Here is a 20585-nt window from a genome sequence, read left to right as displayed (position 1 = left end):
CTGCAACACGCGGCAGAGGTTGGGGCCCGCTTGGCGTAAAGGTCTGAGGCCGGGCCGCTTCGAGCCCCCGAGCGGCTACTGCACATGCCCTCCGCCGCCGCGCGGCCGGCTTGTTACCCGGGCTGCAGAATAGCTAGCTTGGTTTGATTTGCGTAACTTCGGCTATGCTCAAGCCCGTCAGCCTCGCCGATTTTTACCAGCAAAAAATCCACTGGTTGCCCGCCAACCTGCAGCAGGACATCGGCCACTTCAACGTCTTTCGCCTCGACGATTTCGTGGGGCCCAACGCCTGTCACCTGCCTTACAGCCGCAAGGACTTCTACAAAATCACGCTGGTGACGGGCCGCAGCAACTATCATTACGCCGACCGTACCGTCGAAATCCGCGGGCACGCGCTGCTGTTTGCCAACCCGCTGGTGCCCTACGACTGGGAGCCGCTCGACGACCAGCAAACCGGGTTTTTCTGCATTTTCACCGAGGCCTTTCTGCAGCGCTACCACGCCGCGGGCCTGCTGGAGCTGCCGCTGTTTCGGCCGGGCGGGCAGCCGCTGTACTCGCTCACGGCGGAGCAGTACGCGGCCGCCGCGCAGCTGATGGAAAAGATGGCGGCCGAAATCCAGTCGGATTACGCCTACAAGTACGATTTGCTGCGCGGCTACGTGCTGGAGCTGGCCCACACGGCCCTGAAGCTGCAGCCGGCCACCACGCTCTACCACGACAGCACGGCCGCCACGCGCATTGCCTCGCTGTTCGCCGAGCTGCTGGAGCGGCAGTTTCCCATCGAGACGCCCGGGCAGCAGGTGAAGCTGCGCACCGCCCAGGCCTTTGCCGGGCAGCTGGCCGTGCACGTCAACCACTTGAACCGCGCCCTCAAGGACGTGACCGGCAAAACCACCACCCAGCTCATTGCCGAGCGTCTGGTGCGCGAGGCCCACGCCCTGCTCCGGCACACGGCCTGGAACGTGTCCGAAATCAGCTACTGCCTAGGCTTTGCCGAGCCGGCCCACTTCAGCAACTTCTTCCGCAAGCACACCGGCGCCGTGCCTTCAGCCGTGCGAGCTGTTTGATTTTCGCAAGCATTGGTTTGAACCGGGCTAGGCCCTGGCGCCGGGCCTGCTCTAGTTTTGCCTTCGTCAATTCGAGCAAAATATGAGCACTTCCCAAACCTGGTTTATCACCGGCGCCTCCCAGGGCCTGGGCCTGGCGCTGGCCCAGCACCTGCGGCACCTCGGCCACCGCGTGGCCGCCACGTCCCGCCGCCTCGACAGCCTCACCGCGGCCCTCGGCCCGGCCGCGGACGATTTTCTGCCCCTGCCCGTCGACCTGACCGATGACGCCGCCGTGCGGGCGGCCGTGACACAGGCCCACGCCCATTTCGGCCGCCTCGACGTGGTCGTCAACAACGCCGGCTACGGCATCGGCGGCAGCATCGAGGAGCTGAGCGACGCCGAAGTCCGGCAGGCCTTCGACGTGAACGTGTTCGGCACCCTAAACGTGATTCGCCACGCGCTGCCGCTGCTGCGCGCCGCCGGGGCCGGCCACATCATCAACGTGTCGTCCATTGCGGCGCGGGCCGGGGCCACCGGCTGGGCCGTGTACGGGGCTACCAAAGCCGCCGTGTCGGCCCTGACCGAGGTGCTGGCCCAGGACGTGGCCGGCTTCGGCATCTGGGCCACGGTGGTGGAGCCCGGCGGCTTCCGCACCAACTTCCTCTCGCCCGATTCGCTGGTGCTGCCCCGGCAGCCCGTCGAGGCCTACGCCGACGTGCGCGCCTCCCACGTCCGCTACCTGCAGCTGCACGGGCAGCAGGGCGGCGACCCGGCCAAAGCCGCCGCGGCCATCGTGCAGCTGGCCCAGGAGGCCAACCCGCCGGTGCACCTGCTGCTGGGCCAGGACGCCTACAACCGCGCCCAGGCCAAGCTCGACGCCTTGCAGCAGGAACTCACCGCTTGGCGCGGCCTGACCATGTCCACCGGCTTCGCGCAGTAAGCGCGGGGCTGAGGCGGTGGGCCGCTTACCCGTTTCGGCTTCCTCTCCCCTCGCCCGCCATGCTGTATTTATTTGCCCGCCTGGCGCTTCGTGATGCGCCGGGCCCCACTTCTTCGCCTAATTCTGATGAAAACCAACAAAGTCTGGTTTGTGACCGGGGCCTCCCAGGGCCTGGGTCTGATTCTCGTCCGGGAGCTGCTGGCCCGCGGCTACGCGGTAGCCGCCACCTCCCGCCACCTGGCGCAGCTGCAACAAGCCGTGCCGCCTGAACCCGGCCGCTTCCTCGCGCTGCACATGGACCTCCATGACGAAGCCAGCGTGCAACAAGCCCTCGACACCACCGTGCGCCTGCTCGGCGGGCTCGACGTGGTCGTCAACAACGCGGGCTACGGGCAGCTCGGCGCCCTGGAGGAGCTGTCGGCGGCCGAGGTGCAGCGCAACTTCGAGGTGAACGTGTTCGGCCTGGTGCACGTGCTGCGCCACGCCACGCCCTACCTGCGCGCGCAGGGCCACGGGCAGGTGTTCAATGTGTCCTCCGTCGGCGGCTTCACCGGCGACTTTCCCGGCTGGGGCGTGTACTGCGCCACCAAGTTTGCCGTCGACGGGCTGACCGAGTCGTACGCGGCCGAGGTGCGGGCCTTCGGCATCCGGGTCACCACCGTCAAGCCCGGCTACTTCCGCACCGGCTTCCTAACCGCGGAGTCGCTGGGCCGGCCCGCCGCGCCCCTGGCGGCCTACCAGGCCGTGCGCGAGTCGCAGGTCCAGCACGACTCGCTCAGCGGGCAGCAGCCCGGCGACCCGGTCAAAGCCGCCGCGGTCATCATCGCGGCCAGCGAAGCCGCCGAGGCGCCCCTGCACCTCTTCCTCGGCCCCGACGCCTACCGCATGGCCGCCCGGAAAATCGAGGCCGTGCAGCACGATTTGCAGCAGTGGCACCCCACCGCCACGGCCACCGATTTTGCCGAAGCCGACTAATCGGGGCACCGCGCACGGCCAGTATAATACGCAACACGGGCCGCCCCAATTGCTGGGGCGGCCCGTGTTGCTTGGAGGACTGAAGGCTTTATTTCACCACTTCTAGCCAGTTCTTGTAAGACTCGCGGCGGCCCTGGCAGTTGGTGTACTCCATCAGGTAGTAATACACCCCGGCCGGGCTGCTGGCGGCCGTCCAGCCCTTGCTCACGTCTTTGCTGGTGTACACGCGCTTGCCCCAGCGGTTGAACACCTGCAGCGAGAAATCCGTCACGTTGGGCATCACTAGGCGCAGCTCGTCGTTTTTGCCGTCGCCGTTGGGGGTGATGATGTTGGTGTATACCACGGCTTTTTCCACCTTCAGGCTGGTGGTGGTGCGGCAGCCGTTGGCCGTCGTGTACGACACCGTGTAGCTGCCTTCGTTGGAGGCCGTCAGGTCCACCACGCCGGTGCTGGCATCCACCACCAGCCCGTTTGGCGCGGCGGCAAAGCGCGACCCGGCCGCGGGCGCGAAGGCCGGCACCGCGTTTGGCCCGTTCTTGTAGAAGGGCGGGCAGTTGTAGGCCAGCGGGGCGGGCGGGGCGGCAATGGTCACCGTGGTGGTGGCCGTGGCCGCGCAGGGCGCCGTCAGGGTGTACGTCACGTTGTAGGTGCCCAGCGCCGACGCGGCCAGGTCGATGGTGCCGGTAGCAGCGTCGATAACCAGGCCGGTGGAACTGCTGAAGCGCCCCCCGGCGGGCGAAGCCGTGACGACGGCGGCCGTGCCCTGCTGACAGAACGTGGGCGTGGCGGGCGGCACGGCGTAAGTCAGCGAAGCCGTATTGGGCAGCACCGTCACCGTAATGGGCGTGGAATTACCCGACTGCACGCGGCAAGTGACGCGGGCCCGGTACTGCGTGGTGGCGGTGGGGCGGGCCGTGTAGGTGGCGGCCGTGGCGCCGGCAATGTCGGCGAAGGTGGTGCCGCCGTCGGTGGAGGCCTGCCACTGGTAGGTGATGCTGCCGCCGATGGTGTTGCCGGTCAGGCTCAGCGCCACCGGTGAGCCGGGGCACACGCTGGCCGTGCTGGCGCGGGCCGCGCCGCCGGTGGGCGCGCCCAGGCAGTCGGAGCCCAGGCTGATGCCCATCACGTTGAGCACCGGGTCGGTGGATGTTTTCGACACGAACACACTCTGCACCGACTTGCTGTAGTTGGCCACGGCCAGCGGCAGGCGCACCTCGTAGATGGTCGGGTCGTTGGGCTGGTTGTCGATGGTGTTGTCGGGCCGGTTCACGCGTGAGCCCACGATGAGGGCCGGCGTGGCGCCGTTGCCAAACCAGTCGGGCACCACCACGTTGAGAAACACCTGGCTGGTGCCGTCGGTGAAATTGACGATGAACGTCTTGGGCGCCGTGCTGCCATTGCCCTCGGTGGCCAGCACCATCACCTCGCTGCAGGGCTGCGGATTGGTCAGCGTGAGCGTACCCGAGGCGGCCCCGTCGATGCGCAGGGAGTTGTTGCCGGTGCTGGGCCCCATTTGGTAGGTGAGGCCGGGCGTGGTGCGGCTTCGGAAAAACCCGCTCACCGGCAGCGCCCGCGTGGGCCGCTGCCCGGCGGGGTTGACGAAGGAGGAGTCGGCGAAGCACCAGCGCACCGTGGAATTGCCGCGGTCTACGGTGTTGGTGGTGGAGCCGGCGACCGGCCCCGCGCCGTTGGCAATAACGTCGGCCGTGTACCCCGTTACGGCCGCCGGCACGTAGCTGACTTGCGCCAAAGCTCCGCCAGCGGTAAGCATACTGATTCCTAGCCCCGCCAGCAGCGGGGCAAACCGTGTAAAGTGTTTCTTCATGCGAAGCGGTAAAAAGAATACGAACGGGGGAATGCAGCCGTAAAGAACAACGCAACACTATATATTCCAACTGATGCTTTTATATTTTTTCGATACTACAGTTACCCACCGGTAACTCGGCCTTATCGCTGCGGCTGTGCAAAAACCCATAAAGTCAGCGGCCTTCTGCGGCATTAATAAATTTTAACCGCAATAGAGTTTAGATTATTTACCCGAGAGGAATATTGTTAAAATAAGTTTAACCCAAGTTGAGTAGAACAAGCAATACCGTTAGCCCATTTGTCCAGCTCAACCGGCTGGCTCGGTGTTGCTTCGGTGGCACTCGGCGGCACTGGTGCCGGCACCAAAGCAAAACGCCCGCCGCGGAAGCTTCCGCGGCGGGCGTTGTCACGCTGAATAGCCGGACCTGCTTACTGGCCCAGCACCATGGCAAACACCAGCGGGGCCACGATGGTCGCGTCCGACTCGATGATGTACTTGGGCGTGTCTTGGCCCAGCTTGCCCCAGGTGATTTTCTCGTTGGGCACGGCGCCGGAGTACGAGCCGTAGGAGGTCGTCGAGTCCGAAATCTGGCAGAAGTAGCCCCACAGCGGCACCGAGGTGCGCTGCAGATCCTGGTGCAGCATGGGCACCACGCAGATCGGGAAGTCGCCGGCAATACCGCCGCCAATCTGGAAGAAGCCCACTTTGCTTTCTTCCTGCGCGTTCTGGGTGTACCAGTCGGCCAGGTAGATCATGTACTCGATGCCGGTGCGCACCGTGTGCACGTTCTGGATGTCGCCCGAGATGACGTGGCCGGCGAAGATATTGCCGAGCGTGGAGTCTTCCCAGCCCGGGCAGATGATGGGCAGGTTTTTCTCGGCCGCGGCCAGCATCCAGCTGTCTTTGGGGTCGATCTGGTAGTACTGCTCCAGCTCGCCCGACTTGAGGATCTGGTAAAAGAACTCGTGGGGGAAGTACCGCTCGCCGGCCTTGTCGGCCTGTTCCCAGAACTTGAGCACCGAGTGCTCGAGGCGGCGCATGGCCTCCTCTTCCGGAATGCAGGTGTCGGTCACGCGGTTCATGTGGCGCTCGAGCAGGGCCTGCTCGTCGGCGGCCGTCAGGTCGCGGTAGTTCGGCACGCGCTCGTAGAAGTCGTGGGCCACGAGGTTGAAGATGTCCTCTTCCAGGTTGGCACCGGTGCAGCTGATGATCTGCACTTTGTCCTGCCGGATCAGTTCGGCCAGCTGAATGCCCATTTCGGCGGTGCTCATGGCGCCGGCCAGGGTAATCATCATTTTGCCGCCGTCGGCCAGGTGCTTGTTGTAGCCCTCGGCCGCGTCGATGAGGGCGGCGGCGTTGAAGTGGCGGTAGTGGTGCTTGAGGAAGTTGGTTACGTTCATTTCGGGTTGGGTTGTACGTGGTGCCTCCTGCGGGTTCGTCCGAAGCACCGGCCCCTAACGCGGCCCCGGGGGGCGTAGTTCACTAGCCGATGTCGAATTTTCAGGCAGTACGAAAGCAGTTTCAGTCAGTTGTTTGCAGTAAGAAATTGAATCTTGCCGAAGCAGGTCTGGGTGACGGAACAGTTCAGTTGGTTTATGGCTGCTTCTGAGTTGACTGTGACTCTGGGAAACCAGGGATAGGCGGAATCGTCGTTTGGCCGAATGGTCGAGTCCGGCTGCACCAACAAGGTCACTCCTACGCGGATGCGCTTATCGTAAACCTCCCGGAAGCCATTTTTTCCGCGTCGTTTCAAAGTTGCCGTAGCTCTTGACAGCACCCGGATCGAGTCCCCAGCAGCCGTAACGCCTAGCAGCATTGCCGGGTTGGCGCCCCAGCCGGTGTGGCTCAGCCCACCACCGCTGAAATGAATAACCCTCAACTCAACCGCATGGTCAAGCTGGAAGTAGCGCCAGTTGCCGATGCAGCTTTTCACAAATTCGGTCCGGCCAAGCTCCGATTGGGTCTTTGCGGCAGGCATCACCTGACGTCCGCAGGCCGTGCAGAATAGCATGCTGATAATGAGCCTCTGCCACGCCCGCATCAGGCCTTCGGCTCCTCTATGATGAGGTTGTGGTTGGTGTAGATGCAGATGTCGGCCGCAATGTGCAGGGCTTCTTCCACCATCTCGCGGGCCGTCAGGTGCGGGGCGTGCTTCTTCAGGGCCAGGGCGGCGGCCTGGGCGTACATGGCGCCCGAGCCCACGGCGGCCACGTCGGAGTCGGGCTCCAGCACGTCGCCCGAGCCGGCAATGATGAGCAGCTCGTCCTGGTCGGCCACCACCATCATGGCTTCGAGCTTGCGCAGGTACTGGTCCTTGCGCCAGTCCTTGGCCAGCTCGATGGCGGCGCGCTTCAGGTTCTGGCCGAACTGCCCGAGCTTCTCCTCGAAGCGCTCCAGCAGCGAAAACGCGTCGGCGGTGGAGCCGGCAAAGCCCGTGACCACCTTGCCGCCGTGCAGCTGGCGGATTTTGCGCACATTGTTTTTGGCCACGTGCTTGTCCATAGTGGCCTGGCCGTCGGCGCCCACGGCCACCTGGCCGTTGTGGCGGATGCCGAGCACCGTCGTGGAGCGGATTTTTGTCATAGTCAGCAAGGCGCCGCTAGGGGCAACCGGGCCGCAAAGCTAGCGGGCTTAGCCGAAACCTGTGGCCCGCTGGGCAAACTTCCGCGAGCGGCGCCCATCGGGCGCATGGATGCCCACCAGCTGGCCTCATCACATGATCGGGTGAGGCAGACAACCTTTTGGTTGCGGGGCGCCCCTTTGTGCTGAACGTCTTTACTTCTACCACCCTTGAACACGCGCCTGCTCGTCCTCTTCCTGTCCTTGCTCAGCCTCACCCTCGGCAGTTGCGACCGGGACCTGCCCACGCCCCACCACACCAAGGCCTGGCTTAGCCAAGCCGACGGCGACCGGCTGACGTTCCGCAACGCCACCACCGGCGCCACCCGGACGCTGCAGGCTCGGGTAACCGACCGTACTTACTCGCGGGCGGGCAAGTTCGACTTCCGCAGCAAGGACTTTCAGATCATCACGCTGGCCTATGCCCCCCAGGCGCTGCCCGATTCCGACGTGCTTCAGCTGCAGTTCAACGGCGACGGATTGGTGGAAATGGGCTACTCGGTGTACAACGCCTTTGAGCGCTGCGCCTTCGTCGACACGCACGCCAATACGGCTAAGGAACTGGTGTACGGCACCGACCTCGCCGAAGCCGAGCGGCTGGACAACCTGCGCCTCGACGGCCGGACCTACGAGCGCGTGGCCCACGTGACCTACGCCGACGGGATGAACATGATCCTGGAGTACTGGTACTCCAGAACCGACGGCTTGGTGGCCTTCACCGAGCCCACGCAAACCGGCCCGCAGACCTGGTACCGCGTTTGGTAGGCCTGCCCTGCGGCAATGACAACGGCCCGGCCTGCTTGCGCAGGCCGGGCCGTTGTGGCTTGGTCAAATTGGTCAGGCTCAGATGAGCATGCGCATCGGGTCTTCCAGCAGGCCCTTGAGCGTCTGCAGGAAGGCCGCCCCAGTGGCGCCGTCCACCACGCGGTGGTCACAGCTCAGCGTTACCTTCATGATGTTGCCGACCACGATCTGCCCATCCTTCACCACCGGCGTCTGCTTGATGCCGCCCACGGCCAGGATGCAGGCATCCGGCGGGTTGATGATGGCGGTGAATTCCTCGATGCCGAACATGCCCAGGTTGGAGATGGTGAAGGTGCTGCCCTCCCATTCGGCGGGCTGCAGCTTCTTGCTCTTGGCCTTGCCGGCCAGCTCTTTCACCTCGGTGGCAATGGCCGACAAGCCTTTCTGGTCGGCGTTGCGCACCACCGGCACCAGCAGGCCTTCGTCCACGGCCACGGCCACGCCGATGTTGTAGACCTTGTTGACGCGGATTTTGTCGCCCAGCCACGAGGAGTTGACGGCCGGGTGCTGCTTCAGGGCCACGGCGGCAGCCTTGATAACCATGTCGTTGAACGACAGCTTCACCGGCGACAGTTCGTTGAGGCGCACGCGGGCTTCGATGGCCTTGTCCATGGAAATTTCCATGGTCAGGTAGAAGTGCGGGGCCGTGAACAGGCTCTCGGAGAGGCGGCGGGCAATAACCTTGCGCATCTGCGACACCGGCGTTTCGGTGTAGGTGCCTTCGGCAGCGGCGGGCGCGGCCGGAGCGGCCTGCGGCGCAGCTTGGGCGGCCGGAGCAGCGGCGGGCTGCGGGGCGGCAGCCGGCTGGGCTGGGGCGGCCTGCGGCGCGGCGCCGGGCTGGGCGTTTTCCAGGTCGCGCGACACGATGCGGCCGTTTTCGCCCGAGCCTTTCACCGACGCCAGGTCGATGCCTTTCTCCTGGGCAATGCGCTTGGCCAGCGGCGACACGAACACGCGGCCGGAGCTGCTGGCCGGAGCGGCCTGCGGCGCCGCGGCCGGCGCGTTGGCGGCGGGAGCAGCTGCCGGGGCAGCTTCAGCGGCCGGAGCCGGGGCGGCCTCCGCAGCGGGCGCAGCGGCCGGGGCCGAAGCAGCACCGCCCGATTGGCCGCCGATGAGGGCCTGGACGTCGGCGCCTTCTTCGCCGATAACGGCCAGTACGCCGTCGACGGGCACGGACTCACCGTCCTTGGGCCCAATGTAGAGCAGGGTGCCGTCTTCGTAGTTTTCCAGCTCCATGGTGGCTTTGTCGGTTTCCACCTCGGCCAGCACGTCGCCCGATTTCACTTTGTCGCCGACCTTCTTGAGCCAAGAGGCAATTACGCCCTCGGTCATCGTGTCGCTCATCTTGGGCATGCGGATGACGGTGGCTTTTTTGCCGTTGCCAGCCGGGGCGGCCGGCGCAGCAGCCGGCGCGGGCGCAGGAGCCGGGGTCGGAGCAGCGGCCGGCGCGGGCGCGGGCTGCTCAGCAGCCGGAGCGGGCGCCGCAGCCGGCGCGGCAGCACCGCCTTGCACCTGGCTGAGCAGGCCGGAAATATCTTCGCCGTCTTTGCCGACGATGGCCAGCACGCCATCCACCGGCACCGATTCTTTCTCTTTCGGACCGATGTAGAGCAAAGTGCCGTCCTCGTAGTTCTCCAGCTCCATGGTCGCCTTGTCGGTTTCCACTTCGGCCAGGATGTCGCCGGACTTTACTTTGTCGCCCACCTTTTTGAGCCACGCGGCGATGACACCTTCCGTCATCGTGTCGCTCATCTTGGGCATTTTTATGATTTCGGCCATTGCAAGTCGCTAATTGAGTTCAAGGGGTCAAAAATAGACCGGATTTTTTGGGGGTACAAACCCGAATTTCCGCAAACGTTTCCAGTCCGTTTCGGGCTTTGGTGCCGTGAAAGTGAGGGCTTAGTACGTAAGCCGCCTGCTCACCGGATAAGAACGGGAATAATCCATTCGGCTGGCATCTCGCACGTTTTGCCAGGGCCAACAACGATCTGCGGCCGTAGTTTTCGGATGTGCTGCTCCAGCTGCGGCAACAGGCGGGCCAGTGAATCAGGCACCGGCTTGCCCACTAACAAGCGCAGCGCAACAGCCGAGTCGGGCTGAGCCCGCGGATGTATTCTGACGCCCCAGAGCTGAAAGTGAGTGAGCCGCCGGCTGGCAGTATCGGCCTTCACAGCCACGAATACCTTCCCGGTGAAGCTGCGCCGCAAAGCCACGGGCCGCAACAACGCGCTATCAGGGAATTGAACGGAATAGCACTGCGGCGGAAAATAATCAATGATTTTTCCGTCAGTCCGGGGCTTGCCCGTATCGGGCAACCCGATGGAGGCGGCTGCTTCAGCCACTGCGCTGCCGCCTGTATCCGCCCGGTAGCTGATTGGCTGCTTGGCTGTGGTTTGGCTGCCGGAATCGGGCGTGCCGCAGGCGACTACGCCCGTCGTCAGCAGCCAGCCAAGTCCACAAATCAACTGCCGTCCACCCATTATCTCACCCCAAATGCGCCGTATCCATATAATTACGGATGCTAAACATGGAGCCGGTGTAGTGCACCTTGTAGAGGCAAAGGTTGCGGTGCTCGAAGTGGTCCATGCGGCTGAGCGGGTAATTGAGCAGCTGGCAGAGCAGCACGCGCATGGCCCGGCCGTGCATGCACACCAGCACGTGTTCCTCCTCGGGGCGGCCGCGCAGCACTTCCTCGATAAAGGGGCGCTGCCGGGCCGCTACTTCCTCCGGACTCTCGCCGCCGGGCAAACCCAGGTGGGTTTCGCCGCGCTGCCAGGCCCGCAGCAGGCCGTGGTACTCGATGTCTTCTTCGGGCGTGATGCGGGTGCCTTCGCGGTGGCCCCAGCTGATTTCGTCGAGGGCGCGGTGCTTCTCGAAGGGCAGGCCGGCGTCGAGGAACGGCTGAATGGACTGCTGGGTGCGCATCAGGGTGGAAATGTGCACGCGGTCGAAGGGCACGCCCTGGTAGGCGGCGTGGAATTGCCGCGCCTGCTGCTGGCCCACGTCGTTGAGCGGGGCATCGACGCCGCTGCCCTGCACGATGCCGCGCACGTTGAAGTACGTCTGGCCGTGGCGGATGAGGTAGATTTTCTTGACCACGCGGTTTTGGGCGTAGTTTTGTTGGATGGGGGCCTAAAAGTAGCACTTTAGCGCCCCGAACCACCCGAGAGCCGAAAAACGAGCCATGCTGCCACCTTCCGCCACCCTGCCCACCGTCGCCGAGCTGAACGCCTGGTCGCGCCACACTATGGGCGAACATCTGGGCATTGAAATTACCGCCGTCGAGGAGCGGGCCATTGAAGGCCGCATGCCCGTCGACCACCGCACGCACCAGCCCATGGGCCTGCTGCACGGCGGAGCCTCGGTGGTGCTGGCCGAAACCCTGGGCAGCATCGGCGCGGTGCTGCAGGTCGACCGCAGCAAATACGCCTGCGTGGGCCTGGAAATCAACGCCAACCACATCAAGAGCGTACGCTCGGGCTACGTCATCGGCCGCGCCGAGGCCCTGCACCTCGGGCGCACCACTCAGATCTGGGAAATCCGCATCCGTCACGAGGAATCCGGCGCGCTGGTTTGCATCAGCCGCATCACCATGGCCGTCATCGAAGTGCCGGCCAAGAAGGTTCAGCCCAACACCTAAATGCAGCAGTCGACGACCGAAGCCGCCCCCTCGGCCACGGTGCGGCGGCTGGTGGCCTTGGCCCTGCGGCACGCCGGCTCGGTGGCCCTGTGGCGCCTGCCCCACGCCCCGGCGCCGGTGCTGCTGCTGAGCCTCAGGCCGCTGCACCTCTCGGGCCTGCCGCCGAGCCTGGAGCCGCAGGCCCCGGCCGGCTTTGCCTTTTACCCTTTTCAGGACGGCGACACGGCCGAAGCCATGCTGCTGCCCGCCGACGTGGTGCTCGACTTTTCGGCCGGGCAGCAGCTGCGCCTCTCGCACGCCCTGCCGCCCGAGGCGGTGGCTGCTGTGCAGCGTGTCATTCACGAAACCGACGAACCGGCCGAGCTGCAGTGGCACGTGAGCCCGCAGCCGCTGCCCGCCACCGCCGACCGTGCCGAGTACGAGTCCCTGGTGGCGCAGGCCGTCGGGGCCATCCGGGCCGGGCAGATGACCAAGGTGGTATCGAGCCGGGCCGCCCGGCGCCCGCTGCCACCGGGCTTCGACACGCTGCGGGCCTTCGATGCGCTGTGCCGGCAGCACCCGCGGGCCTTTGTGAGCCTGGTGAGTGCCCCGCAGGCCGGCACCTGGCTGGGCGCCACGCCCGAGGTGCTGGTGGAAACCGACGGGGCGGAGTTTCGCACCATGGCCCTGGCCGGCACCCAACCGCTTACGCCTGACATCACCGCCAACTCGGCCATGTGGCGGCAAAAGGACATCGAGGAGCAGGCCATGGTGGGGCGCTACGTAGTGGGCTGCTTCAAGCAGCTTCGCATCCGCGACTACGACGAAACCGGCCCCAAAACCGTGCAGGCGGGCAATCTGCTGCACCTGCGCACCGAGTTCCGGGTGGATCTGAAGCGCGTCACCTCCCCCACCTTCGCCACCGACATGCTGCGGCTGCTGCACCCCACCTCGGCCGTGGGCGGCATGCCCCGCGAGGCGGCCCTGGCGTTTTTGCAGCGCCACGAGGGCTACGACCGGACGTACTACAGCGGCTTTCTGGGCCCGGTAAACCTGCCCGCGCCGGGCACTTCGCGGGTGTTCGTGAACCTGCGCTGCATGCAGCTGCGCCCCACCGAGGCCGTTCTGTACGCCGGCACCGGCCTCACCTCGGAATCGGAGCCGGCCAAGGAGTGGCAGGAAACGGAAATGAAGCTGCGCACCGTGGGCTCGGTGCTCGACGAGTAGCGGCGGGAACACTGGCCGTCATTGGCGAGCGAAGCAATCCGTCTTCTAACGGCACCGCTGCAGCCATGGTTACCAACTCCGAACGCCACCGCCTGAAACTACCTCTATTGGTTTCAAGCGGTGGCGTTTTGGGCAAGCCGCCACAACCGCCCGCCACCTTTGCGGCGTACCATTCACCCCAACGACTTTCCGCTGTATGCAAGCTTTCATCTTGACCGAACCCACCGGCGGCGCCGGCCTGCGCCTCACCGACCTGCCCACCCCCACCCCGGCCACCGGCGAAGTGCTGGTGCAAGTCAAGGCCATCAGCCTCAACCCCGTCGACGTGAAAACTGCGCAGGGCAAGGCCATGTACGGCCGCATCAACGCCGAGCCGCCGGTCATTCCGGGCTGGGACATTTCGGGCGTGGTGTCGGCCGTGGGCGCCGAAGTGGCCGACTTTAAGGTCGGCGACGAGGTGTTCGGCATGGTCAACTTCCCCGGTCACGGCCGCGCCTACGCTGAGTACGTGGCCGCCCCGGCCGCCCACCTGGCCCGTAAGCCCAGCAACATCAGCCACGCGGAAGCCGCTGCGGCTACGCTGGCGGCCCTCACTGCCTGGCAGGCGTTTACCGCTCACGCTCCGGTGCAGGCCGGGCAGCGCGTGCTGGTGCACGCGGCGGCCGGCGGCGTGGGCCACTTCGCCGTGCAGCTGGCCAAGGAGCGCGGCGCTTACGTCATCGGCACCTCGTCGGCGGCCAAGCGCGACTTCGTGCGTGACCTCGGCGCCGACGAGCACGTGGACTACCAGGCCGGCCCCTTCGAGCAGGCCGTGGCGCCCGTCGACGTGGTGCTCGACACCGTGGGCGGCCCCAACCTCGTCCGCTCCGCCTCCGTGCTCAAGCCCGGCGGCCGGCTCGTGAGCATCCTCGGCATGACGCCCGAGGCCACCGCCCGGGCCGAGGAGCGCGGGGCTACAACTACGGCCTTTCTCGTCGAATCCAACGGGGCGCAGATGCAGGAGCTGGCGGCGCGCCTCGCCGACGGCCGCCTGCGGGCCCATGTGTCGGCGGCCTTGCCCTTTGCCGAGCTGCCCGCGGCGCTGCGGCTGGTGGAAACCGGCCGCACCCAGGGCAAAGTGGTGGTGACGCTGTAAGGAGTTTATCTCCGGCCGTTACCCTGACCCGGGCCGCTGCGTACTCAGGTGCGCAGCGGCCTTCGTGTGTGGGGCCGCGGCGGCCGGGGCCACTCTGGCCGCAGCCGTTACCTTTGCCGCGCCTTACTTTGCCCGCCCTTGGCCACGCTTCAGCCCATCCACAACATTCCCGAAATCTGCGCCCAGCACGGCATCACCGACGTGGTGTTGTCACCGGGCTCCCGTTCGGCCCCGCTGACCATTGCCTTTGCCCGCCACCCCGAGCTGCGCGTGCGCGTGGTGCCCGACGAGCGGGCCGCCGCCTTTATCGGCCTGGGCCTGGCGCAGGCGCAGCGGCGGCCGGTGGCGCTGGTGTGCACCTCCGGCACGGCCGGGCTGAACTACGCGCCCGCCGTGGCCGAGGCCTTTTTCCAGCAGATTCCGCTGGTGGTCTTCACCGCGGACCGCCCGCCGGAGTGGATAGACCAGCTCGATGGCCAGACCATCCGCCAGCCCAACCTCTACGGCCGCCACGCCAAGGCCGCCTTCGAGCTGCCCGTCGATTTTTCGCACGCCGACGCCCGTTGGCAGGCCGGGCGGCTGGTCAACGAGGCCATCAACCTCAGCCAGGAATTTCCGGCTGGCCCGGTGCAGGTCAACGTACCCCTGCGGGAGCCGTTCTACCCCAAGGCCGGCGAGGAAATTGTTTACGAGCCGGTCAAAATCAGCCGCGAGGTGGCCGGTGCGCCGCAGCTGCCCGCCGCCGAGCTGCAGGTGCTGCGCCGCCAGCTGCGCCAGACGCCTAGGGTGCTGGTGGTAGCCGGGCAGCACCGCCACGACGAGCCGCTGCTGCTGGCCCTGCGCCGCTTCGGCGCCGCTTACCAGGCCCCGGTCGTTGGTGATTTGATTGCCAACGTGCACCAGCCCGTCGGGCCCGATTACGACGCGGCGCGCACCGCCCCGCTGGGCCGGCAGGACGTGTTCATGGTGGTGCCCGAAGCCGGCCTGCGCGAGGCCTTGCGGCCCGAGCTGCTCATCACCTACGGCCAGTCGCTCATTTCCAAAGCGCTGAAAAACTACCTGCGCGACTACCCGGCCACGCAGCACTGGCACGTGCAGCCCGCCGGCCCCGTAGCCGACACCTTCCGCTCGCTCACGCGCATCATCCGCATGGAGCCGGCCGCGTTTTTCGAGAGTATCTTGGGCTCCGAGGACCTTGACCCGGGTTCGGTTCCTGGCGCGACAACCGCCGCTAAGCCGGGCCGCCTGAGCTGGCAGGGCCCGGGCGCCGCCCGCGACGAAGCCGCCGCGCCCAAAGACGCCTTTACCACGCCCTGGCAGCGGGCCAACGGCTGGGCCACGGACTTTGTGCGCGAGTTTCTAACGCAGCCCCAGCAGCTGTTCAACGAGTTTACGGCCATCTACCGCGCCCTGCAGCTGGTGCCCGACGGCGCGGCCCTGCACCTAGCCAACAGCATGGCCGTGCGCTACGCTAACATCCTGGGCCTGCCAGCCGGCTCCACCGCCGAGGTCTTCGCCAACCGCGGCACCAGCGGCATCGACGGCTGCAATTCCACCGCCGTGGGCGCCGCCCTGGCCCAGCCCGAGCGCCCCATCGTGCTGCTCACCGGCGACGTGGCCTTCTTCTACGACCGCAACGGGTTCTGGCACAACTACCCCACGCCCAACCTGCGCGTTATTCTCGTCAACAACCACGCGGGCGGCATTTTCCGCCTGATCGACGGGCCGCGGCAGCAGCCGGAGCTGGAGGAGTTTTTTGAGACCCGGCAGGCGCTGACGGCCGAGAATACCGCCCGCGACTTCGGGCTGCGCTACTTCACGGCCACGAGCTTCGCCGAACTAGATAAGGTGTTACCGGTTTTCTTTGCGCCCACGGCTACCGGCAACGCAGCCGTGCTGGAAATCACCACCGACTCGGCCACCAACGCCGCTTTCTTCGAGCAATACCGCGCCGCCGTGCGCACGTCTTTTTCCTAATCGTTCACTTTTACGTTCGTCATGCCGAGCGAAGTCGAGACAACTCGCTAGCTAGCAGCCTTCCCGCTCATCGAGAATGTTGCTATCCGGCGTCAGCACGCGAGATGCCCCCGCTGCGCTCGGCATGACGTTCTTTCTTCCATTCCCATGTCCCAGCAAGTCAACTGGACGCCCATCAAGGAATTCAAGGAAATTCTGTTTTCCTTCCACGAGGGCATTGCCAAAATCAGCATCAACCGCCCGCAGGTGCACAACGCCTTCACCCCGCTCACGGTGCAGGAGATGATTGAGGCCATGCACATCTGCCGCGACCGGACCGATATCGGCGTGGTCATTCTCACCGGCGAGGGCGGGCGCGCCTTCTGCTCGGGCGGCGACCAGAGCGTGCGCGGCCACGGCGGCTACGTGGGCGACGACACCGTACCCCGCCTGAACGTGCTCGACCTGCAGAAGCTCATCCGCTCCATCCCGAAGCCCGTCATTGCCATGGTGGCCGGCTGGGCCATCGGCGGCGGGCACGTGCTGCACGTGGTCTGTGACCTGACCATTGCCGCCGACAACGCCCGCTTCGGCCAGACCGGCCCCAAAGTCGGCTCCTTCGACGGCGGCTTCGGCGCCTCGTACCTGGCGCGCATCGTGGGCCAGAAAAAGGCGCGCGAAATCTGGTACCTCTGCGACCAGTACGACGCCCAGGAAGCCCTCGACATGGGCCTCGTCAACAAAGTGGTGCCGCTGGAAAAGCTGGAGGAAACCACCCTGGAGTGGTGCCGCAAAATCCGCGAGAAAAGCCCTCTGGCCCTGCGCATGCTCAAGTCCTCGTTCAACGCGGAGCTCGACGGCCAAGCCGGTATTCAGGAGCTGGCCGGCAACGCCACCCTGCTCTACTACCTCTCGGAAGAAGCCAAAGAGGGCAAAAACGCCTTCCTGGAGAAGCGGCAGCCCGATTTCGACAAATACCCGAAGTTCCCGTAACGGCTTCGCGCTGCTACGTCGGCCGGCCCGCCCAACCCTGCGTTGGGCGGGCCGGTTTTTTTGCGGCTCGCAACTAAGAACCAATCAGCCAATGACTTATCAGATAAGCAGGCTGTCCGCGTGGGGTTCAACCACCCGTTTATGCGATTGTGCTGCCCGGCCGCTTGGGGCACCTTTGCATAGCAGCAGCCCCCACGCCCGTGGCCCCGGCCTGCACCCGCCCGTAGTCCCTCGCCTTCAACCGTTCCCTGCCAGCCATGCAAACCCCGCCCTTCGACCGCGTAACCGAGTTTTTAGAGCTGTTCGGGGGCCCGATTGCCCTGGTCAGCGCCGTGGCGTTCAGCAACGGCGTGGCCTACCGCTGGCGCACCGAGCGAAACCCTCTCACGCGCAAGCACTTGGTGCCGGTGCTCTACTGGGGGCCGTTGTTTCTGATGACGTGCATGGTGATGCACTGCCTGCGCAACGCCTACGAGTCCTACCACTTCATCTCGAACGGCATAGCTTCTTTCCGGTTCTACCAGTACTCCCTGCAGATGTTCGGGGTGTTCTTGTTTTACCAGGCCTACTTGCTGCTGCAGGAATGCCGCCGCTACGTGCGCGGCACCCAGCGGCTGAGTCCGCGCTTGTACGGGCACATGCTGCTCATCGTGGCCACCACGCTACCGACCTGGATTTTCACGCCCATCGGCATCGTGCCGACCGTGGTGCTGGTGCTAATTCTACCGGTGTCGTTGCTGGTGCACAAGTCGCGGGCGGCGGCGCCGGGCCCAGCGGCCAGCGCGGTATTGCGGCCGGCCCAACCCTTGCTCGCCGAGCCTGCTTAATCCGGCGGCTTCTTGCCACTGTTTCCCTTCGTGCGGGTCGTTAAGATCTGCTCTGTCGCCAGCCGCAGCAGTTGCAGTCAGCCGCCGAGGCTTCTTGCCTGTCCAAAGCCCTGCCCTACGGCGGGGCTTTTGCGTTTAATTGGCGCATTTTTTTTCAACAAAGACGCACACGTTTTGCCATCCTCCCAAAATAGGACTCGTTTTCCCATGGATTATTCCGCCCTATCAGTATTTTACCCTTACAATTCCCCCACAACCAAACCACCGTTTACCGATGACCAAAACCCTACTCCTTTGGGTGGGCCTGCTCGGCCTTTCCCCCACCCTGCACGCCCAAACCACAGCGCCTGCGCAGGCTATCCGGGCTGAAGTGCCCTACGCCGCCGACTTTGCGGCGGCGTATCAGCAGTACCCTACGGTGCCGCGGGGCGTGCTGGAAGCCGTGGCCTACACGCAGACGCACATCCGCCACATCACCGCCGCCGAGCAACCCAGCTGCATGGGCATGCCGCTGCCCTCGGGCGTGATGGGCCTGTTTGCGGATGGCCGGGGCTATTTCCGCGAAAACCTGAAGCTGGTGGCCCAGCTTTCGGGCCTCGGCGAAGAACAGATCAAAACCGACCCGGGCACGAACATCCGCGCCTACGCCGCGGCCTACGCCCGCCTGCTCGAGCAGCTGCGCCTGCCCGCCGCCGACGTGGCCCAGCACCTGCCGGTGCTGCTGGAACTGAGTGAACTGCCGCTGAGCAAGGACCCCGTGAACGGCTTTGCCCGCGACTCGCATCTCTACAGCGTGCTTACGTTTCTGAGCAAGGCGGAAAACCAGCAGCGCTACGGTTTTGCGGATCCTAAGCTGGATTTGCCGGCTATTTTCGGCAGCAACTACCGCGTGCTGAGCGCGGGCGCTACGGAAGTATCGGGGCGCGGCGTGCAGGGCGGCGGGCAGCAGTACGACCCCGGTAGCTCGCCGGCTTCGGTAGTCAACTCCACCGACTACGCCCCGGCCCTGACCAACCTGACGACCTGCAACTACAGCTCCCGCTCCGGCACGGCCATCACGCATTACGCCATCCACACCACGCAGGGCTCGTACGCGGGCACAATTTCGTGGTTTAAAAACTGCTCGGCCCAGGTGTCGGCGCACTACGTCATCCGCAGCAGCGACGGGCAAGTGACGCAGATGGTGACCGAAGTCAACAAAGCCTGGCACATCGGCTCGGAAAACCCCTACACCATCGGCACCGAGCACGAGGGCTACGTGGACGATGCTTCCTGGTACACCACGGCCATGTACAGCAGCTCGGCGGCCTTGGCGCGCGACATCGTGGGCAGCGGCTACGGCATCAGCGGGCTGCGCACCTTCTACGGGGCGGCCACCACGGGCACCTTCAGCACGGGAGCCTGCGTGAAGATCAAAGGCCACCAGCACTACCCCAACCAGACGCACACCGACCCGGGCGTGAACTGGAACTGGGAGTACTTCTACACCTTGGTCAACAACAACCCGCTGGTGAGCAACCTCACCGCCGCTTCGGGCACCGTGTACGACGCGGGCGGCGCCGGCGCCAACTACGGCGACGACGTGCGCCAGTGCCAGCTCATTGCGCCCACCGGCGCCAGCAGCGTCTCGCTCACCTTCAGCGCCTTCGACCTGGAAAGCGGCTACGACCATTTGCTCGTCTTCAACGGCGCGAACAACCAGGCGCCGCTGATCGGCAAGTTCTCGGGCACCACCAACCCCGGCACGCTCACGGCTTCCTCGGGCAAGATGTTTCTGGAGTTCCGCAGCGACTGCGCCACCACCCGCCCGGGCTTCGCGGCCTCGTGGTCGTCGACGGGCGGCTCCTCCGGCTGCCCCACCGACAGCTACGAAAGCAACGGCACGCTGAGCACGGCCCCGGCCATCGGGGTAAACGTGAACAACACGGCCTACATCTGCCCGGCCGGCGACGTGGACTGGTACCGGTTCACGAGCAGCTCGACCAACAACAACCTAAAAATTACGCTGACCAACGTGCCCGTCGACTACGACATGGAGCTGTACAACGCGGCCGGCACGCTGCTGTATTCCTCCACCCAGCCGGGCACCACGGCCGAAACCATCACCTACAACGGCGCCCCGGCGGCCACTTACTACGTGAAGGTGTACGGCTACAACAACAACACCAGCACTGCGGCCTACACCCTGCGCGTCTCCACGCAGTCGGTGGCGTGGCGGGCCGCGGCCGAGCCTAGTGCCGAGCAGCCGGGGCAGCCGGTGGTCAAAATCACCAATCCGGTGGAAGCCGGCGGGCAAGCCTTGCTGTCGGCCGCCGGCTACGAAGGCCCGGCCGAGCTGCTGCTGCGCGACACCCAGGGCCGCCCGGTAGGCGAGCCGACGCACGCGGAATTCCGCCCGGCGCAGCCCTTGGGTTACGCCGTGCCCGTCGGCCTACGCCCCGGCCTTTACGTGCTGACGGTACAGCTGCGCGGCCACGTGCAGTCCATGAAGCTACTCGTGCGGTAACTCCAGCCAAGCTACGAAAAGCCCGCCCCAACGCCGTGTGGGGCGGGCTTTTTCGTAGTCATGCCCATGGATGCCGAAGGGACCTGGTTCGTCCGCCCGGCGCACTGCTAGGCGACTCAAACCCGGCT

General features: G+C 65.6%; 18 protein-coding genes. 11 read left to right on the top strand and 7 right to left on the bottom strand.

Annotated elements, in window-relative coordinates:
• Positions 1-164 precede the first annotated feature (164 nt).
• From LJ737_RS25345 to LJ737_RS25335, 3 genes are all read left to right on the top strand, one after another.
• A complete protein-coding gene (locus LJ737_RS25345; protein ID WP_227769572.1) occupies positions 165-1067 on the top strand; it encodes a helix-turn-helix domain-containing protein in 903 nt (300 codons plus the stop codon).
• A gap of 82 nt (positions 1068-1149) precedes the next feature.
• Positions 1150-1989, top strand: coding sequence for an SDR family NAD(P)-dependent oxidoreductase (locus tag LJ737_RS25340; protein WP_227769571.1), 840 nt, complete (start codon positions 1150-1152; stop codon positions 1987-1989).
• A gap of 126 nt (positions 1990-2115) precedes the next feature.
• A complete protein-coding gene (locus tag LJ737_RS25335; RefSeq protein WP_227769570.1) occupies positions 2116-2964 on the top strand; it encodes an SDR family NAD(P)-dependent oxidoreductase in 849 nt (282 codons plus the stop codon).
• Positions 2965-3052: 88 nt separating this feature from the next.
• Here the strand turns inward: LJ737_RS25335 and LJ737_RS25330 are convergent, their stop codons facing one another.
• From LJ737_RS25330 to hslV, 4 genes are all read right to left on the bottom strand, one after another.
• Positions 3053-4789: a T9SS type B sorting domain-containing protein gene (locus tag LJ737_RS25330; RefSeq protein WP_227769569.1), complete on the bottom strand. Its 1737-nt coding sequence runs from the start codon at positions 4787-4789 to the stop codon at positions 3053-3055.
• A gap of 410 nt (positions 4790-5199) precedes the next feature.
• Positions 5200-6171, bottom strand: a complete 972-nt coding sequence (locus LJ737_RS25325; protein WP_227769568.1) for a deoxyhypusine synthase family protein — start codon at positions 6169-6171, stop codon at positions 5200-5202.
• A 125-nt stretch (positions 6172-6296) separates the two neighbouring features.
• Positions 6297-6782: a hypothetical protein gene (locus tag LJ737_RS25320; RefSeq protein WP_227769567.1), complete on the bottom strand. Its 486-nt coding sequence runs from the start codon at positions 6780-6782 to the stop codon at positions 6297-6299.
• Between the two features lie 29 nt (positions 6783-6811).
• Complete coding sequence (gene hslV / locus LJ737_RS25315; RefSeq protein ID WP_111480815.1) at positions 6812-7354, bottom strand: ATP-dependent protease subunit HslV; 543 nt, start codon at positions 7352-7354, stop codon at positions 6812-6814.
• Positions 7355-7561: 207 nt separating this feature from the next.
• Here hslV and LJ737_RS25310 point away from each other — a divergent pair, with 207 nt between their 5' ends.
• Complete coding sequence (locus tag LJ737_RS25310) at positions 7562-8155, top strand: hypothetical protein (RefSeq protein ID WP_227769566.1); 594 nt, start codon at positions 7562-7564, stop codon at positions 8153-8155.
• Positions 8156-8233: 78 nt separating this feature from the next.
• Here the strand turns inward: LJ737_RS25310 and LJ737_RS25305 are convergent, their stop codons facing one another.
• The 3 genes from LJ737_RS25305 to LJ737_RS25295 all read right to left on the bottom strand — a co-directional run bounded on the left by LJ737_RS25305 (position 8234) and on the right by LJ737_RS25295 (position 11293).
• A complete protein-coding gene (locus tag LJ737_RS25305; RefSeq protein ID WP_227769565.1) occupies positions 8234-9973 on the bottom strand; it encodes a pyruvate dehydrogenase complex dihydrolipoamide acetyltransferase in 1740 nt (579 codons plus the stop codon).
• A gap of 140 nt (positions 9974-10113) precedes the next feature.
• The gene (locus LJ737_RS25300) at positions 10114-10674 is read right to left on the bottom strand and encodes a hypothetical protein (protein ID WP_227769564.1); all 561 of its coding nucleotides are present in this window, start codon (positions 10672-10674) and stop codon (positions 10114-10116) included.
• A gap of 4 nt (positions 10675-10678) precedes the next feature.
• Positions 10679-11293 carry a histidine phosphatase family protein gene (locus LJ737_RS25295; protein WP_227769563.1) on the bottom strand — a complete coding sequence of 205 codons (615 nt, stop codon included), beginning with the start codon at positions 11291-11293 and terminating at the stop codon, positions 10679-10681.
• An 85-nt stretch (positions 11294-11378) separates the two neighbouring features.
• Here LJ737_RS25295 and LJ737_RS25290 point away from each other — a divergent pair, with 85 nt between their 5' ends.
• The 7 genes from LJ737_RS25290 to LJ737_RS25260 all read left to right on the top strand — a co-directional run bounded on the left by LJ737_RS25290 (position 11379) and on the right by LJ737_RS25260 (position 20457).
• On the top strand, positions 11379-11834 hold the full coding sequence (locus LJ737_RS25290; protein ID WP_317206670.1) for a hotdog fold thioesterase: 456 nt from the start codon (positions 11379-11381) through the stop codon (positions 11832-11834).
• Entirely contained in the window at positions 11835-13040 is a 1206-nt protein-coding gene (locus tag LJ737_RS25285; protein ID WP_227769562.1) for a chorismate-binding protein, read from the top strand.
• A 196-nt stretch (positions 13041-13236) separates the two neighbouring features.
• On the top strand, positions 13237-14175 hold the full coding sequence (locus tag LJ737_RS25280) for an NADP-dependent oxidoreductase (protein WP_227769561.1): 939 nt from the start codon (positions 13237-13239) through the stop codon (positions 14173-14175).
• Positions 14176-14313: 138 nt separating this feature from the next.
• A complete protein-coding gene (gene menD / locus LJ737_RS25275; protein WP_227769560.1) occupies positions 14314-16152 on the top strand; it encodes a 2-succinyl-5-enolpyruvyl-6-hydroxy-3-cyclohexene-1-carboxylic-acid synthase in 1839 nt (612 codons plus the stop codon).
• Positions 16153-16299: 147 nt separating this feature from the next.
• Complete coding sequence (gene menB, locus LJ737_RS25270; protein WP_227769559.1) at positions 16300-17124, top strand: 1,4-dihydroxy-2-naphthoyl-CoA synthase; 825 nt, start codon at positions 16300-16302, stop codon at positions 17122-17124.
• Positions 17125-17381: 257 nt separating this feature from the next.
• Positions 17382-17951, top strand: coding sequence for a hypothetical protein (locus LJ737_RS25265; protein WP_227769558.1), 570 nt, complete (start codon positions 17382-17384; stop codon positions 17949-17951).
• Between the two features lie 274 nt (positions 17952-18225).
• Positions 18226-20457, top strand: a complete 2232-nt coding sequence (locus tag LJ737_RS25260) for an N-acetylmuramoyl-L-alanine amidase (protein WP_227769557.1) — start codon at positions 18226-18228, stop codon at positions 20455-20457.
• Positions 20458-20585: the final 128 nt, after the last annotated feature.

This window comes from Hymenobacter sp. 15J16-1T3B (assembly GCF_020711235.1).
GTDB lineage: Bacteria > Bacteroidota > Bacteroidia > Cytophagales > Hymenobacteraceae > Solirubrum.
This window is presented reverse-complemented; position numbering and strand designations above follow the sequence as displayed.

Coding starts and splice junctions, on each gene's coding strand:
- menB (WP_227769559.1), top strand. CDS start 16,300: ATGTCCCAGCAAGTCAACTGGACGCCCATCAAGGAATTCAAGGAAATT.
- LJ737_RS25345 (WP_227769572.1), top strand. CDS start 165: ATGCTCAAGCCCGTCAGCCTCGCCGATTTTTACCAGCAAAAAATCCAC.
- LJ737_RS25325 (WP_227769568.1), bottom strand. CDS start 6,171: ATGAACGTAACCAACTTCCTCAAGCACCACTACCGCCACTTCAACGCC.
- LJ737_RS25335 (WP_227769570.1), top strand. CDS start 2,116: ATGAAAACCAACAAAGTCTGGTTTGTGACCGGGGCCTCCCAGGGCCTG.
- LJ737_RS25320 (WP_227769567.1), bottom strand. CDS start 6,782: ATGCTATTCTGCACGGCCTGCGGACGTCAGGTGATGCCTGCCGCAAAG.
- LJ737_RS25290 (WP_317206670.1), top strand. CDS start 11,379: ATGCTGCCACCTTCCGCCACCCTGCCCACCGTCGCCGAGCTGAACGCC.
- LJ737_RS25265 (WP_227769558.1), top strand. CDS start 17,382: ATGCAAACCCCGCCCTTCGACCGCGTAACCGAGTTTTTAGAGCTGTTC.
- LJ737_RS25340 (WP_227769571.1), top strand. CDS start 1,150: ATGAGCACTTCCCAAACCTGGTTTATCACCGGCGCCTCCCAGGGCCTG.
- LJ737_RS25300 (WP_227769564.1), bottom strand. CDS start 10,674: ATGGGTGGACGGCAGTTGATTTGTGGACTTGGCTGGCTGCTGACGACG.
- LJ737_RS25330 (WP_227769569.1), bottom strand. CDS start 4,789: ATGAAGAAACACTTTACACGGTTTGCCCCGCTGCTGGCGGGGCTAGGA.
- hslV (WP_111480815.1), bottom strand. CDS start 7,354: ATGACAAAAATCCGCTCCACGACGGTGCTCGGCATCCGCCACAACGGC.
- LJ737_RS25260 (WP_227769557.1), top strand. CDS start 18,226: ATGACCAAAACCCTACTCCTTTGGGTGGGCCTGCTCGGCCTTTCCCCC.
- LJ737_RS25280 (WP_227769561.1), top strand. CDS start 13,237: ATGCAAGCTTTCATCTTGACCGAACCCACCGGCGGCGCCGGCCTGCGC.
- LJ737_RS25285 (WP_227769562.1), top strand. CDS start 11,835: ATGCAGCAGTCGACGACCGAAGCCGCCCCCTCGGCCACGGTGCGGCGG.
- LJ737_RS25305 (WP_227769565.1), bottom strand. CDS start 9,973: ATGGCCGAAATCATAAAAATGCCCAAGATGAGCGACACGATGACGGAA.